General features: G+C 66.3%; 13 protein-coding genes. 10 read left to right on the forward strand and 3 right to left on the reverse strand.

What is annotated here, in order from left to right; translation table 11 throughout:
• Positions 1–52 precede the first annotated feature (52 nt).
• Complete coding sequence (locus tag ACZK1G_RS05930) at positions 53–460, reverse strand: acyl-CoA thioesterase (protein WP_100439276.1); 408 nt, start codon at positions 458–460, stop codon at positions 53–55.
• The gene (uvrA, locus tag ACZK1G_RS05935; RefSeq protein ID WP_135966108.1) at positions 460–3,453 is read right to left on the reverse strand and encodes an excinuclease ABC subunit UvrA; all 2,994 of its coding nucleotides are present in this window, start codon (positions 3,451–3,453) and stop codon (positions 460–462) included. The genes ACZK1G_RS05930 and uvrA overlap by 1 nt, the downstream gene beginning before the upstream one ends.
• Positions 3,454–3,780: 327 nt before the next feature.
• Here uvrA and rplU point away from each other — a divergent pair, with 327 nt between their 5' ends.
• From rplU to cgtA, 3 genes are all read left to right on the forward strand, one after another.
• Positions 3,781–4,089, forward strand: a complete 309-nt coding sequence (rplU, locus tag ACZK1G_RS05940) for a 50S ribosomal protein L21 (protein WP_005408557.1) — start codon at positions 3,781–3,783, stop codon at positions 4,087–4,089.
• Positions 4,090–4,107: 18 nt separating this feature from the next.
• A complete protein-coding gene (gene rpmA, locus ACZK1G_RS05945) occupies positions 4,108–4,371 on the forward strand; it encodes a 50S ribosomal protein L27 (RefSeq protein WP_005415704.1) in 264 nt (87 codons plus the stop codon).
• 177 nt (positions 4,372–4,548) lie between these two features.
• Positions 4,549–5,601 (forward strand): Obg family GTPase CgtA, encoded by a 1,053-nt coding sequence (gene cgtA / locus ACZK1G_RS05950; RefSeq protein WP_006424789.1) that lies wholly within the window; start codon positions 4,549–4,551, stop codon positions 5,599–5,601.
• A 195-nt stretch (positions 5,602–5,796) separates the two neighbouring features.
• Here the strand turns inward: cgtA and rpsT are convergent, their stop codons facing one another.
• Positions 5,797–6,066: a 30S ribosomal protein S20 gene (gene rpsT, locus ACZK1G_RS05955; RefSeq protein ID WP_005408560.1), complete on the reverse strand. Its 270-nt coding sequence runs from the start codon at positions 6,064–6,066 to the stop codon at positions 5,797–5,799.
• Positions 6,067–6,183: 117 nt separating this feature from the next.
• Here rpsT and murJ point away from each other — a divergent pair, with 117 nt between their 5' ends.
• The 7 genes from murJ (at position 6,184) to ACZK1G_RS05990 (ending at position 15,931) form a co-directional block, all read left to right on the forward strand.
• Complete coding sequence (murJ, locus tag ACZK1G_RS05960) at positions 6,184–7,788, forward strand: murein biosynthesis integral membrane protein MurJ (RefSeq protein ID WP_101765116.1); 1,605 nt, start codon at positions 6,184–6,186, stop codon at positions 7,786–7,788.
• Positions 7,789–7,863: 75 nt separating this feature from the next.
• Positions 7,864–8,811, forward strand: coding sequence for a bifunctional riboflavin kinase/FAD synthetase (locus ACZK1G_RS05965; RefSeq protein WP_101765117.1), 948 nt, complete (start codon positions 7,864–7,866; stop codon positions 8,809–8,811).
• The gene (gene ileS / locus ACZK1G_RS05970) at positions 8,808–11,639 is read left to right on the forward strand and encodes an isoleucine--tRNA ligase (RefSeq protein ID WP_101765118.1); all 2,832 of its coding nucleotides are present in this window, start codon (positions 8,808–8,810) and stop codon (positions 11,637–11,639) included. The genes ACZK1G_RS05965 and ileS overlap by 4 nt, the downstream gene beginning before the upstream one ends.
• Positions 11,639–12,163 carry a signal peptidase II gene (gene lspA, locus ACZK1G_RS05975; RefSeq protein WP_101765119.1) on the forward strand — a complete coding sequence of 175 codons (525 nt, stop codon included), beginning with the start codon at positions 11,639–11,641 and terminating at the stop codon, positions 12,161–12,163. The genes ileS and lspA overlap by 1 nt, the downstream gene beginning before the upstream one ends.
• 27 nt (positions 12,164–12,190) lie before the next feature.
• Positions 12,191–13,141 carry a 4-hydroxy-3-methylbut-2-enyl diphosphate reductase gene (ispH, locus tag ACZK1G_RS05980; RefSeq protein ID WP_101765120.1) on the forward strand — a complete coding sequence of 317 codons (951 nt, stop codon included), beginning with the start codon at positions 12,191–12,193 and terminating at the stop codon, positions 13,139–13,141.
• 244 nt (positions 13,142–13,385) lie between these two features.
• Positions 13,386–15,269 (forward strand): M61 family metallopeptidase, encoded by a 1,884-nt coding sequence (locus ACZK1G_RS05985; RefSeq protein ID WP_101765121.1) that lies wholly within the window; start codon positions 13,386–13,388, stop codon positions 15,267–15,269.
• Positions 15,266–15,931 carry a lysoplasmalogenase gene (locus tag ACZK1G_RS05990; RefSeq protein ID WP_101765122.1) on the forward strand — a complete coding sequence of 222 codons (666 nt, stop codon included), beginning with the start codon at positions 15,266–15,268 and terminating at the stop codon, positions 15,929–15,931. Before ACZK1G_RS05985 ends, ACZK1G_RS05990 begins: the two co-directional genes overlap by 4 nt.
• Positions 15,932–15,994: the final 63 nt, after the last annotated feature.

Here is a 15,994-nt window from a genome sequence, read left to right on the forward strand (position 1 = left end):
GCCTCATTGCCGCCGAAGCGTGCCGACCAAGGTCGGCACCTACCAGAGCGCGTCAGGTAGAGGCGTTGCGGATCGCGTCCGGCAGCGGTGCGCTCTTGCCGGTCTGCGTATCCATCCACACCACCACTACGTTGCCATCCGAGTACAGCTTCGACTCGTCCTGCTGGTCGACGATGCGGTGGCCGATGGTCACGCTGCTGTTGCCCAGGCGCTCGACGAACAGCTCGACCAGGATGTCGTTGGGCCACACGATCGGCAGCCGATAGTTGACGTTGGTCGCGGCCACCACCGGGGCGATGCGGTCGGTCATCGACACGCCGTCCACGCCCAGCATCCAGCGCACGCGCGCTTCTTCCAGGTAAGAGATGTACTTGGCGTTGTTGACGTGGCCCATGCTGTCCATGTCACGCCAGCGCACGCTGATCGGGATGCGGGCCAGGATCTTGTGTTCGCTGCTCATCAGGCGTCCTTCTTCTTCGACGTGCTCTTGCTGGCCTTGCCGGTGCTCTTGGCGGCCACGGCCTTCTTCGCCACCTTGGCAGGCTTTTCAGGCTTCACCTTGCGCGGCGGACGCGCATCGGGCTTGTTGGCCACGGCGGCCGGCTGCTCGGGGCGCGCGCTGGTGGACGGCAGCATGCGGGCCAGGAACTGGCCGGTGTACGACTGCGGGCAGGCCGCCACGTCTTCCGGCGTGCCGGTGACCAGGATGGTGCCACCGCGGTGGCCGCCTTCCGGACCCAGGTCGACGATCCAGTCGGCGGTCTTGATCACGTCCAGGTTGTGCTCGATCACCACCACCGTGTTGCCTTCGTCGCGCAGCTTGTGCAGCACGCCCAGCAGCGCTTCGATGTCGTGGAAGTGCAGGCCGGTGGTCGGCTCGTCGAGGATGTACAGGGTACGGCCGGTATCGCGGCGCGACAGTTCCTTGGACAGCTTCACGCGCTGTGCCTCACCGCCGGACAGCGTGGTCGCGCTCTGGCCCAGCTTGATGTAGCTCAGGCCGACGTCGACCAGCGTTTCCAGCTTGCGTGCGATCGACGGCACCGGCTCGAACAGCTTCAGTGCATCCTCGACGGTCATTTCCAGCACGTCGTTGATGTTGAAGCCCTTGTACAGGATCTCCAGCGTTTCGCGGTTGTAACGCTTGCCATGGCAGACATCGCACGGCACGTACACGTCCGGCAGGAAGTGCATCTCGACCTTGATCAGGCCGTCGCCCTGGCAGGCTTCGCAGCGGCCACCGCGCACGTTGAAGCTGAAACGGCCCGGCGAATAGCCGCGCGCACGCGCTTCGGGCACCTGTGCGAACAGTTCGCGCAGGGGAGTGAACAGGCCGGTGTAGGTGGCCGGGTTCGAACGTGGAGTGCGGCCGATCGGCGACTGGTCGATGTCCACCACCTTGTCGAACAGGTCCAGGCCATCGATCTCCTTGTATGGGGCGATCGGGTGCGAGGAACCGTTGATCTCGTTGGCGGCCAGCGAGAACAGGGTGTCGTTGATCAGGGTCGACTTGCCGGAGCCGGACACACCGGTCACGCAGGTCAGCAGGCCCGACGGAATCGCCAGGTCCACGCCCTTCAGGTTGTTGCCGCTGGCCCCGCGCAGGTGCAGGGTCATCTTCGGGTTCGGCTTGTGCCGGCGCGCGGGGATCTCGATCGCACGCTTGCCCGACAGGTACTGGCCGGTCAGCGAACGCGGTGCCTCCAGGATGTCCTGCAGGGTGCCCTGGCCGACGATCTCGCCGCCATGCACGCCCGCGCCCGGGCCGATGTCCAGCACGTAGTCGGCCAGGCGGATCGCATCCTCGTCATGCTCGACCACGATCACCGTGTTGCCGAGGTCGCGCAGGCGGGTGAGGGTGCCGAGCAGGCGTTCGTTGTCGCGCTGGTGCAGGCCGATCGACGGCTCGTCGAGCACGTACATCACGCCGACCAGGCCGGCACCGATCTGGCTGGCCAGGCGGATGCGCTGTGCCTCGCCACCGGACAGGGTGTCGGCCTTGCGCTCCAGGGTCAGGTAATCCAGGCCCACATCGACCAGGAAGCCGAGGCGCTCACCGATCTCCTTGACGATCTTCGAGGCGATCTCGCCACGCCAGCCCGGCAGGCTCAGTTCGCTGAAGAACTTCAGCGCCTCGTCGATCGGCAGCACCACCAGGTCCGGCAGCGGGCGGTCGGCCACGAACACGTTGCGTGCCGCCTTGTTCAGGCGCGCGCCATGGCATTCCGGGCACGGCTGTTCGCTGATGTACTTGGACAGTTCTTCGCGCACCGCCGGCGATTCGGTTTCCTTGTAGCGGCGCTCGAGGTTGGGAATGATGCCTTCGAAGCGGTGCTTGCGCTGGGTGCGGCCACCGGCTTCGGTGAAGTAGGTGAAGGTGATCGCTTCATCGCCACTGCCGTACAGCACGGCCTGCTGCACGTTCTGCGGCAGCGAGTTCCACGTCGCGTCGACATCGAACTTGTAGTGCTTGGCCAGCGATGCGATCAGCTGGAAATAGTAGGCATTGCGGCGATCCCAGCCGCGCACCGCACCGGCGGCCAGCGACAGCTCGGGGTGCACCACCACGCGCGACGGATCGAAGAATTCGGCCATGCCCAGGCCATCGCAGCCGGGGCAGGCACCCATCGGCGCGTTGAACGAGAACAGGCGCGGCTCCAGCTCCGGCAGCGAGTAATCGCAGACCGGGCAGGAGTACTTGGAGGAGAACAGGGTCGGCGCGGTCTCGGCCTTGTCCAGGCTCTGCACCGAGGCCATGCCGTCGCCGAGTTTCAGCGCGGTCTCGAAGCTCTCGGCCAGGCGCTGCTTGATGTCCTCGCGCGGGCGGAAGCGGTCGATCACCGCTTCGATGGTGTGCTTCTGGCGCAGTGCCAGCGGCGGCACCGCGTCGATTTCATGCAGCTCGCCGTCCACGCGCACGCGCACGAAACCCTGCGCGCGCAGCTGGTCGAACACCTGGGCATGCTCGCCCTTGCGGTCGCGGATGACCGGGGCCAGCAGCATGTAGCGCTGTTCCGGGTCCAGGGTCAGTACCTGGTCGACCATCTGGCTGACCGTCTGCGCTTCCAGCGGATAGCCGTGGTCCGGGCAGCGCGGGGTGCCGACGCGGGCGTACAGCAGGCGCAGGTAGTCGTAGATCTCGGTGATCGTGCCGACGGTCGAACGCGGGTTGTGCGAGGTCGATTTCTGCTCGATCGAGATCGCCGGGGACAGGCCCTCGATGTGGTCCAGGTCCGGCTTTTCCATCACGCTCAGGAACTGGCGCGCATAGGCCGATAGCGACTCGACATAGCGGCGCTGGCCTTCTGCATAGATGGTGTCGAACGCCAGCGAGGACTTGCCCGAGCCGGACAGGCCGGTGATCACGATCAGCTTGTCGCGGGGCAGGTCGAGGTCGAGGTTCTTCAGGTTGTGCGTCCGCGCGCCGCGGATGCGGATGAAATCCATCGCCATGGGGGATCCGGTTGTGGGGGCGTTGGCTGGGTGCCGGGCCAGCAGGGAACGGCAATCGGTCAGCCTACCGAGGTGACCAGATGGGGGCAATGGGCGACAATGCCAGCCCGGTGTCTCACCTTGTGAGACGGGCCGTCAGGCAGGGGTCAGATCCTTTTCACGGGGTGGAATGGGATCTGACCCCATCCCGGCGCCCCCCTTTGCGGGGCCCCCCGGCCGTTCAGGGGTTGACTTGACCCGCGCCCGCTGATCTGCGTACAATCCCGCTCCTGTCCGCCCTCGATGGCGGCAGCTCAGACCACAATAACTACAGAGGAAGGCCTGGTCATGTACGCAGTACTGGTCACCGGCGGTAAGCAATACCGCGTGGCGCAGGGCGAAAAGCTCCGCATTGAAAAGCTCGAAGTCGAAGTCGGCAGCGAGATCAAGTTTGACAACATCCTGATGCTGGGTGACAGCGACGGCGTGAAGCTGGGCGATGCGCTGAAGGGCGCTGCCGTCACCGCCAAGGTCCTGTCCCAGGGGCGTGCTGACAAGGTCCGGATCATCAAGTTCCGTCGCCGCAAGCACCACATGAAGCGTCAGGGTCACCGTCAGTACTACACCGAAATCGAGATCACCGGCATCGCCGGCTAAGCATCAGGAGAAGCAGTCATGGCACATAAAAAGGGCGTAGGCTCCTCGCGCAACGGTCGCGACTCCAACCCGAAGTACCTGGGCGTCAAGATCTTCGGCGGCCAGGCCATCGAAGCCGGCAACATCATCGTGCGTCAGCGCGGCACCCAGTTCCACCCGGGTTCGGGCGTTGGCCTGGGCCGTGACCACACCCTGTTCGCCCTCGTGGACGGCAAGGTGGAGTTCTCGGTCAAGGGCGCCAAGAAGCGTCGCACCGTCAGCATCGTCTCGGCCGACGCCTGATCCAGGCATCGCCGGCACCCGTGCCCCGGCATGGGAGTGCTGCATGAAGAGCCCCGCTTCGGCGGGGCTTTTCGTTAGAGTGGACGCAAGACCGGCCAGGCCGGGCTGCCGGCCATCGGCAGGCATAACATTCAAGGCGGCGGCCGGCAGGCCACGCCCATCGCAGGCATCGAAACAATGAAACTGGTAGACGAAGCAGAAATCGAAGTGTTCGCCGGCAACGGCGGCAACGGCTGCATTGGCTTCCGTCGCGAGAAGTTCATTCCGCTCGGCGGCCCGGACGGCGGCGACGGCGGTGCGGGCGGCAGCGTGTACATCCGCGCCGACGAAAACCTGAACACCCTGGTCGACTTCCGCCATGACCGCATCTTCAAGGCGCAGCGCGGCGAGAACGGCATGGGCCGCCAGGCCTATGGCAAGGGTGGTGAAGACCTGACCATCACCGTGCCGGTCGGCACCGTGGTCATCAACGTCGCCACCGATGAAGTCATCGGCGACCTGACCCAGCACAACGACCGTCTGCTGGTGGCCAAGGGGGGCCGTGGCGGCCTGGGCAACATGCACTTCAAGAGCTCGACCAACCGCTCGCCGCGCCAGGCGCTGCCGGGCGAGCCGGGCGAAGAGCGCACGCTGAAGCTGGAGCTGAAGCTGCTGGCCGATGTCGGCCTGCTGGGCTTCCCCAATGCCGGCAAGAGCACCCTGATCCGTGCCGTTTCGGCGGCAACGCCGAAGGTGGCCGATTACCCGTTCACCACGCTGTACCCGAACCTGGGTGTGGTGAAGGTGGAGAACTACCGCAGCTTCGTGATCGCCGACATTCCGGGCCTGATCGAAGGCGCGGCGGACGGCGCCGGCCTTGGTGCGCAGTTCCTGCGCCACCTGCAGCGCACCCGCCTGCTGCTGCACCTGGTGGACATCTCGCCGATGGAAGGTGGCGTGGAAGGCATTTCGCCAGTCGAGCAGGTGCGTGCGATCGAGCGCGAGCTGGAAAAGCACGATCCGGAGCTGCTGAACAAGCCGCGCTGGCTGGTGCTGAACAAGGCCGACCTGATGTTCGAAGACGAGGCCAAGGCGGCGGCCGAGCAGATCGTCGCCGAGCTGGGCTGGAAGGAGCCGTGGTTCCTGGTGTCGGCGCTGGGTCGCGAAGGTACCTTCCCGATCATGAGCCGGATCATGGCCTTCTTCGATCGCCAGAAGGAAGATGAGCTGGAAGCCCGCAACGCGCAGTGATGCTGTTGTGGTTCCATGCGAAAAGCCCGGCTTCGGCCGGGTTTTTTGTTTTCCGGTAGTGCCGGCCGCTGGCCGGCATTCCTCGGGGTTGCCGGCCAGCGGCCGGCACTACCGGATCGCAGGCAACAAAAAACCCGGCCGGGGCCGGGCTTTTGTCTGCAGCCCAACCCCGAAGGGCAGGGCGGCAACGCCGGATCAGGCGGCCTTGAGGGCCTTGATGCGGTCGTTCAGGCGGCTCTTGTGGCGAGCAGCCTTGTTCTTGTGGATCAGGCCACGCGCGCTGAAGCGATCCAGGATCGGCTGGGCAACGGCGAAGGCGGCTTCGGCGCCGGCGGCATCGTTGGCGTCCAGCGCCTTGATCACTTTCTTGACAGCGGTGCGCAGCATCGAGCGCTGAGCCACGTTGCGCGCGTTGCGCACGACGGTCTGCTTGGCGCGCTTCTTGGCGGACTTGATATTGGCCACGGTGGTGGTTTCCTGAAAAAATCGGTGTTATGGGAACAGCAAGCTAGCTAGTATGATGGCGTAAGAAATGCACGTCAAGTCGATTGTCAAGAGGGACGCTGAGTGAGTTCACCCAAGTTGTTGCGGGGCCTGCTGTCGTTCAGCAGCATGACCATGGTCTCGCGCGTTCTCGGACTTGTCCGGGACTTCGTGGTGACCACCACGTTCGGCACCAACGCCATCACTGATGCTTTCTGGGTCGCCTTCAGGGTACCCAATTTCCTGCGCCGGTTGTTCGCCGAAGGGTCTTTTGCCACCGCTTTCGTGCCGGTGTTCACGGAAGTGAAGGAAACCCGCAGCCACGCCGAGCTGCGCGAACTGATGGCCCGCACTGCCGGCACCCTGGGCGGGGTGCTGATGCTGGTCACCGCGTTGGCGCTGATCTTCGCGCCGCAGCTGGCCTCGGTTTTCTCAAGCGGTGTTGATACCGATCCGGTCAAGCAGGGCCTGCTGGTCGACCTGTTCCGCCTGACCTTCCCGTTCCTGCTGTTCGTCTCGCTGACCGCACTGGCCGGCGGCGCGCTCAACAGCTTCCAGCGCTTTGCCATGCCGGCGCTGACCCCGGTCATCCTCAACCTGTGCATGATCGCCGGCGCGCTGTGGCTGGCGCCGCGGCTGGGCGGCACTCCAGAGAAGCAGATCCTGGCGCTGGGCTGGGCGGTACTCGCCGCCGGCCTCCTGCAGCTGCTGTTCCAGCTGCCCTCGCTGAAGGGCATCAACCTGCTGACCCTGCCGCGCTGGGGCTGGAGCCATCCGGGCGTGCGCAAGGTGATGACGCTGATGGTGCCGACCCTGTTCGGTTCGTCGGTGGCGCAGATCAACCTGCTGCTGGATACGGTGATCGCGGCCAAGCTGACCGACGGCTCGCAGTCGTGGCTGTCGCTGGCCGACCGCTTCCTGGAGCTGCCGCTGGGTGTGTTCGGCGTGGCGCTGGGCACGGTGATCCTGCCGGCCCTGGCCCGCCACCACGTCAGTACCGACCGCGAGGGCTTCTCGCGCTCGCTGGACTGGGGCCTGCGCATGACCCTGTTGATCTCGGTGCCGGCCATGCTGGGCCTGCTGCTGCTGGCCGAGCCGCTGATCGCGACCATCTTCCAGCACGGCCAGTTCAGCGCCTTTGATACCCGCATGACCGCGCTGTCGGTGTACGGTCTCAGCTTCGGACTGCCGGCGTTCGCACTGCTCAAAGTGGTGCTGCCGGCCTTCTATGCCCGCCAGGACACCAAGACCCCGGTGCGCGCCGGTGTGGCTGCGCTGGTGGCCAACATGGTGTTCAACTTCATCCTGCTGGCCGTGCTGTACCAGGTGATGGTGCCGGACGCGCTGAAGGCACAGGGCGTGATGGCGGCCATCGGCAAGCAGCCGGGCCTGCACCTGGCACTGGGCATCGCCAGCGCGCTGTCCAGTTACCTGAATCTGGGCCTGCTCTGGTACTGGCTGGGCAAGACCGAGGTCTACCAGCGCCGGCCGGGCTGGGGCGGCTATCTGGTACGCCTGGTGCTGGCCTGTGCGGCCATGGTTGGCGTGTTGCTGGCCCTGCTGCACTGGCTGCCGGGCTTCTCGGCGATGAGCGTGTGGGAGCGGATCGGTGCCCTGGCGCTGCTGGTCGGCGGCGGTGGCGCGACCTATGCGGTGGCCATGCTGGCGATGGGCTTCCGCCCGCGCGACCTGCGCGGGCATTGATCGCGGCCCGTGGCGGCTATACTTCAGGGTTACACCATTGAAGCGGCGGCCCCGGTCGGGCCGGAACGAGAGTTGATGAGCAGGCTGTTCAGAAGCGTCGAGGGCGGGGAGCTGTTCCCGAACGGAAGCGTGGTCTGTATCGGTGCATTCGACGGCCTCCACCTGGGCCATCGTGCGCTGGTCCGCCACGCGGTTGCCCGCGCGCGCGCCTTGGGCGTGGCCGCAGTGGCCGTGGCATTCGAGCCGCTGCCGCGTGAATTCTTCGCCCAGGGCACGCCGCCGCCGCGGCTGACCCTGGCGCGCAGCAAGGTCGAGATCCTGCGCGAGCTTGGCGTCGATGCGATCGGCCTGCTGCGTTTCGATGCGGCGATGGCGGCGATGCCGGCCGAGACTTTCGTGCGCCAGTTGCTGGTGCACCGGCTGGGCGCCCGCGAAGTGTGGATCGGGCCGGAGTTCTGCTTCGGCAACCGCCGCCGCGGCGATCTGTCCCTGCTGCAGAAGATGGGCGCCGAACTCGGCTTCACCGCGGGCGAGATCGAAGCGGTGGACCTGCATGGCGACCGCATCTCCAGCACCCGCATCCGCCAGTTGCTGCAGGAGGGCGATTTCGCCCGTGCCGGCGACCTGCTCGGCCGTCCGTACGCGATCAGCGGACGGGTGGTGCGCGGGCGCCAGCTCGGCCGCACGCTGGGCTTCCCCACCGCCAACCTGCGCTTCCCGAAGACCCCGGCGCTGTCGGGCATCTACGCGACCTGGGTGCACGGCGTGTTCGACCAGCCGTGGCCCTCGGTGTCCAGCTTCGGTACGCGGCCGACGGTGGAGGGCGTGGAGCCGCTGCTGGAAGCCCACCTGTTCGATTTCCAGGGCGACCTGTACGGGCGCCACATCGACGTGGAGTTCGTCGCCAAGCTGCGCGACGAAGAAAAATTCAATGATCTGGCGGCGCTGACCGACCAGATGCACCGCGACGCCGAACAGGCGCGCGCCATCCTTTCCGAACATAGATTGCGAGCCACTGCGTGAGCCAGGACTACAAGACCACCCTGAACCTGCCAGCCACCGAATTCCCGATGCGCGGCGATCTGCCCAAGCGCGAGCCGGGCATTCTGGCGCGGTGGGAAGAGCAGGGGCTCTACCAGCAGCTGCGCGACAACGCCGCCGGCCGCCCGCTGTTCGTGCTGCATGACGGCCCGCCGTACGCCAACGGCCGCATCCACCTGGGCCACGCGGTCAACAAGATCCTGAAGGACATCATCGTCAAGTCGCGCTACCTGGCCGGCTTCGATGCGCCCTACGTGCCGGGCTGGGACTGCCATGGCCTGCCGATCGAGATCGCGGTCGAGAAGAAGTGGGGCAAGGTCGGCACCAAGCTCGACGCCGTCGAATTCCGCCAGAAGTGCCGCGAGTTCGCCGAAGAGCAGATCAACATCCAGCGCGTGGACTTCAAGCGCCTGGGCGTGACCGGTGACTGGGACAACCCGTACAAGACCCTGAGCTTCGACTTCGAAGCCAACGAGATCCGCGCGCTGGCCAAGGTCGTGGCCAACGGCCACCTGGTCCGCGGCGCCAAGCCGGTGTACTGGTGCTTCGACTGTGGCTCGGCGCTGGCCGAGGCCGAGATCGAATACCAGGAAAAGGAATCGCCGGCGATCGACGTGGCCTACGCCGCGCGCGATGCGCAGGCCATCGGCCAGGCGTTCGGCGTGAGCGTGCCGGCCGACGTTGAAGTGGCCGTGCCGATCTGGACCACCACCCCGTGGACGCTGCCGGCCTCGCTGGCGGTGTCGCTGGGCGCAGAGATCAATTACGTACTGGCCGAGGGCCCGGCGCACAACGGCAAGCGCCGCTGGCTGGTGCTGGCCGCGGCCCTGGCCGAGCGCGCACTGCAGCGCTACGGCGTGGACGAAGTGGTGCTGCACGGTGAAACCACCGGCGCGGCGCTGGAGAACCAGCTGCTGGCGCACCCGTTCTACCCGGAGCGCGAGATCCTGGTCCTCAATGGCGACCATGTGTCCGACGAGGACGGTACCGGTGCGGTGCACACCGCGCCCGGCCACGGCCAGGAAGACTTCGTGGTCAGCCAGAAGTACGGCCTGCTGGACAAGTACAACGCCGGCCAGGTGACTCCGATCGACGGGCGCGGCGTGTACCTGGAATCGACCCCGCCGGCCGGTGACGTGGTGCTGGCCGGCCAGCACCTGTGGAAGGCGCAGGAGGCCATCGTCGGCGTGCTGCGCGACAACGGTTCGCTGCTGGCCTTTCACCCGATCCGCCACAGCTACCCGCACTGCTGGCGCCACAAGACGCCGGTGGTGTTCCGCGCCACCCCGCAGTGGTTCATCTCGATGGACAAGGCCAACCTGCGCAACGATGCGCTGGCCGCCATCGACACCGTCGGCTGGTTCCCGACCTGGGGCAAGGCGCGCATCCAGAGCATGGTCGACGGTCGCCCGGACTGGACGATCTCGCGCCAGCGCACCTGGGGCGTACCGATCGCACTGTTCACCCACCGCCAGACCGGCGAGATCCACCCGCGCTCGGTGGAGCTGATGCAGCAGGTCGCCGACCGCGTCGAAGCCGAGGGCATCGACGTGTGGTACTCGCTGGATGCCGCCGAACTGCTGGGCGCCGAAGCGGCCGACTACGAGAAGGTCACCGACATCCTCGACGTCTGGTTCGATTCGGGCGTGACCCATGAAGGCGTGCTCGCCGCGCGAGGCTTCGGCAAGCCGGCCGACCTGTACCTGGAAGGTTCCGACCAGCACCGCGGCTGGTTCCAGTCCTCGCTGCTGACCGGCGTGGCGATCGACAAGCGCGCGCCATACAAGCAGTGCCTGACCCACGGCTTCACCGTGGACGAGCACGGCCGCAAGATGTCCAAGTCGCTGGGCAACGGCATCGAGCCGCAGGACATCATGAACAAGCTGGGCGCGGACATCCTGCGCCTGTGGATCGCCTCGGCCGACTACAGCAACGAGATGTCGCTGTCGCAGGAGATCCTCAAGCGAAACGCCGACGCCTACCGTCGCCTGCGCAACACCGCGCGCTTCCTGCTCGGCAACCTGGACGGCTTCGATCCGGCCCAGCACCTGCAACCGCTCGAGCAGATGGTCGCGCTGGACCGCTGGATCGTGCATCGCGCGTGGGAGCTGCAGGAGAAGATCAAGGCGGCCTACGACGGCTACAACATGGCCGAGATCGTGCAGCTGCTGCTGAACTTCTGCAGCGTGGACCTGGGCTCGCTGTACCTGGACGTGACCAAGGACCGCCTGTACACGATGCCGACCGATTCGCACGGTCGCCGTTCGGCACAGAGCGCGATGTACCACATCGCCGAAGCGTTCACCCGCTGGGTGGCGCCGATCCTGACCTTCACCGCCGACGAGCTGTGGGGTTACCTGCCGGGCGAGCATGCCGGCCACGTGCTGTTCACCACCTGGTACGACGGCCTGGCGCCGCTGCCGGCCGATGCCCAGCTCAACGCCGCCGACTTCGACCAGCTGCTGGCCGTGCGCGAGCAGGTCGCCAAGGTGCTCGAGCCGATGCGTGCCAACGGCGCCATTGGTGCCGCGCTGGAAGCGGAAATCACCATCGCCGCCAGCGAAGAGCAGGCCGCGCGCTGGCAGCCGCTGGCCGATGAACTGCGCTTCCTGTTCATCAGTGGCGACGTGCAGGTGCGCCCGGCGACCACCGACGAGGTGTTCGTCAGCGCCCAGCCGACCACCAAGGCCAAGTGCGTGCGCTGCTGGCACCACCGCGCCGATGTCGGCAGCAACGCCGACCATCCGGAACTGTGCGGCCGCTGCGTGAGCAACGTCACCGGCGCCGGCGAACTGCGGAGCTGGTTCTGATGAGCGCCGCACGTCCGCATCCGAACGCCCTGGTCTGGCTGCTGCTGTCGGCCGCCATCATCGGCCTGGATCAGTGGTCCAAGGCCTGGGTGCTGTCGAGCCTGCCTGAATTCCAGCCGGTGGTGGTCATCGACGGCTTCTGGAACTGGTACCGCACCTACAACACCGGTGCGGCGTTCAGTTTCCTGAGCGACGCCGGTGGCTGGCAGAAGTACTTCTTCACCGCGCTGGCGATCGCCATCAGCGGCCTGATGGCCTGGTGGCTGCGCGGTACCGCCCGCGGCAACTGGAAGGCCGCGGTGCCGTATGCACTGATCATCGGCGGCGCGATCGGCAACGTGATCGACCGCCAGGTGCACGGCCACGTGGTCGATTTCATCCAGTGGTACGTGGGCAGCTACACCTGGCCCTCGTTCAACATCGCCGACTCGGCCATCGTGGCGGGTGCCATCGGCATCGCCCTGTTTGGCCTGTTCGACGGCAAGTCCGCCAAAAAGGCGGATAATGCCAACCCGAAACCGTAAGCCGGCCGCTGCCGGGAGATTGAACTGATGGATGTGCTGCTCGCCAACCCGCGTGGTTTCTGTGCCGGTGTCGATCGTGCGATCGAGATCGTCAAGCGCGCGATCGAAACGCTGGGCGCGCCCATCTACGTCCGCCATGAAGTGGTGCACAACCGGTTCGTGGTCGACGACCTGAAGCAGCGCGGTGCGATCTTCGTCGAGGAACTCGACGAAGTGCCGGACAACAACACGGTCATCTTCAGCGCCCATGGCGTGTCCCAGGCCGTGCGCCAGGAAGCCGAGCGCCGTGGCCTGAAGGTGTTCGACGCCACCTGTCCGCTGGTGACCAAGGTCCACTTCGAGGTTGCCCGCCACTGCCGTGCCGGCCGTGACGTGGTGCTGATCGGCCATGCCGGCCACCCGGAAGTGGAAGGCACCATGGGCCAGTGGAACCGCGAAGCCGGCACCGGCCAGATCTACCTGGTCGAAGATGTGGAGCAGGTCGCCACGCTGCACATCAACCAGCCGGAAAACTTCGCCTACACCACCCAGACCACGCTGTCGGTGGACGACACGCGCGGCATCATCGATGCGCTGCGCGAGCGTTTCCCGGCGATGCAGGGCCCGAAGAACGACGACATCTGCTACGCCACGCAGAACCGCCAGGACGCCGTGCGCGACCTGGCCAAGCGCTGTGACCTGGTGCTGGTGGTCGGCTCGCCGAACAGCTCCAACTCCAACCGCTTGAGCGAGCTGGCCCGTCGTGAGGGCGTGGAGTCGTACCTGATTGACGGCGCGCACGAGATTGACCCGCAGTGGGTGCAGGGCAAACAGCACATCGGCGTGACCGCCGGTGCATCGGCACCGCAGGTGCTGGTCGATGGCGTGCTGGCGCGCCTGGCCGAGCTGGGCGCGACCGGCGTCGGCGAGCTGGACGGCGAACCGGAATCGATGGTGTTCGCGCTGCCGAAGGAACTGCGTCTGCGCCTGGTCGACTGACCGGGCCTGACTCTGGTGGGTGCGGACCTTGGTCCGCACTGCTTCTCGGTGCATTCCATCCACGCATGGCGTGGATCTACTGAAACCGCTCTGGTGGATGCGAACCTGCACAAGGTGGGTGCGAACCTTGGTTCGCACGCTTTTGGGCATGGGTGGATGGGCGCTCGCCCATGACCTTTGGCCATGGGGCAGGGCAGCGCACAGGCCTAGCATCGGAGGATTCTCCGTTGTTGGAAGTTGCCCGATGAAGACCCGAGCCCTGGCGATGTCATTGCTGTTCGCGCTGGCGGTCACGCCCGCACTGGCGCAGACCTCGCCACCGGCGACCGCGGCGGCTCCCGGCCTGCTGCGCATCGATGTGGATGCGCGCGATCTGGCCCGGCGCATCTTCAAGGTGACTGCCACCGTACCGGCCAAGCCCGGGCCGATGACCCTGCTGTACCCGCAGTGGATTCCCGGCAACCATTCGCCCACCGGCCCGATCGACAAGCTGGCCGGCCTGCGCGTGACCGCCAACGGCAAGCCGCTGGCCTGGCAGCGTGACCAGTACAACGTCTATGCGTTCAAGGTGGACGTGCCCGAGGGCGTGAGCGAGATCGTGGCGCACTTCGACTTCCTGTCCTCGCAGGGCGGCAGCCAGGGCCGGGTGGTGATGACCCCGGAGATGCTCAACCTGCAGTGGAACGCCAACTCGCTGTACCCGGCCGGGGTGGATGCACGCAACCTGCAGGCGCAGGCCAGCGTGACCCTGCCCAAGGGCTGGTCGTTCGCCACTGCGCTGGAGACCGCGCGCCGCGATGGCGATACCGTGGTGTTCAAGCCGATCTCCTATGACCACCTGGTCGATTCGCCGTTGTTTGCCGGCGAACACTACCAGCGCATCGATCTCGATCCGGGCGCGAAGGTGCCGGTACACCTCAATGTGTTCGCCGACGAGGCCAAGTCGCTGAAGCCGAGCGAGGCACAGATCTCCATGCATCGTGCGCTGGTGCAGCAGGCCGACAAGCTCCACGGTGCGCGTCACTACAACCACTATGAATTCCTGCTGGCGTTGACCGACCGCCTCGGCGGCATCGGCCTGGAGCATCATCGTTCCAGCGAGAACAGCGCCGACCCGGGGTACTTCACCGAGTGGGACAGCAATGCGTGGATGCGCGACCTGCTGCCGCATGAGTACACCCATTCCTGGAACGGCAAGTACCGTCGCGGCGCGGATCTCGCCACCGCCAACTTCAACACGCCGATGGGCGACAGCCTGCTGTGGGTATACGAAGGCCAGACCCAGTTCTGGGGACAGGTGCTGGCGGCGCGTTCGGGCCTGTGGTCGACCGCGCAGGCGCGCGACATGCTGGCCAATGTGGCCGCGACCTATGATCGTGGCCGCCCCGGACTGGCCTGGCGCCCGCTGCAGGACACCACCAACGACCCGACCATCGCGCAGCGCCGCACGCTGCCTTACCGCAACTACCAGATGAGCGAGGACTACTACTCCGGCGGCCAGATGCTGTGGCTGGAAGTGGAGGGCAAGCTGCGCGAACTGAGCAGCAACCGGCGCAGCCTGGATGATTTCGCGCGCGCCTTCTTCGGGGTCGGCAACGGCGACTGGGACGTCAATCCCTACACCTTCGACGACGTGGTCGCGACCTTGAACGGCATCGCGCCGTACGACTGGGCGACGTTCCTGCGCGGTCGCCTGGATGGCCATGGTTCGTTGACCGGTGGCCTGGAACTGGCCGGCTGGAAGCTGGTCTACCGCGATACTCCGAACGACGCCTACAAGGCGCAGGAAAAGCGCGCGAAGGCGGCGCTGCTCGCCTATTCGCTGGGCGCGACCGTGCTCGACAGCGGCGTGGTCGGCGACGTGATCTGGGACAGCCCGGCGTTCAATGCCGGCCTGGCGCCGGGCATGAAGGTGATTGCCGTTGGCGGCCGCGAGTACAGCAGCCAGCGCTTGAAGGATGCAGTAGCCACGGCGGCGAAGGACAGGGCGCCGATCGTGCTGCTGGTGAAGCAGTTCGACCGCATCGAAACGATGAACATCGACTATCACGGTGGCCTGCAGTATCCGGTGCTGGAGCGCATCGCCGGCAAACCTGACCGCCTTGCGGATCTGTGGAAGGCACGATGAAGCCGCGCGCCCGCGATGGTCTGATCCTGCTGATGGCGATCCTGGCCATCATCGGCGCGTTCCTGCACGGTGACGGGCGCTGGCTGCATTGGCTGGCCAAGCCGACCACCACGCTGCTGATCGCCGCCATCGCCTGGCGGGTGCGTGATCCCGCGCAGCCGTTCTACCGTCGCGCGGTGCTGGCCGGCATGCTGCTGTCGTGTGTGGGTGACATCGCGCTGATGCTGCCGATGGACGCGTTCGTACCGGGGCTGGTGGCGTTCCTGCTGGCGCACCTCTGCTACATCGTCGCCTTCCGCGATGGCCTGCGTGCCGGGCGCGGCCTGCTCGCCGCCAGCGTCCTGCTCGGCGCATTCGCTGTACTCAATGTACTTGGCCTGTGGCCGCACCTGCCTGCACCGATGCGTATTCCGGTGCTGGCGTACGTGGTGGTGCTGGCCTCGATGGCGGTGCTGGCACTGGCACGCCAGTGGCGCCGGCCACAGCCCGCTACCGTTGAAGCCAGCAGCGCGCGCTGGGCTGCCGCCGGTGCGCTGCTGTTCGTCGCCAGCGATTCACTGCTGGCCTGGGATCGATTCGCAGGAGGCCTGCCGCTGGCCAGCCTGCTGGTGTTGTCCACCTACTACGGCGCGCAGTACGCCATCGCCCGCTCGGTGAAATAGCAAAAGGGGACGGAGGGGATTAAGTCGCAGGCAGCCCCATGGCATAAACGACTTAATCCCCTC

The organism is Stenotrophomonas sp. 109824_Sma (genome assembly GCF_056480025.1).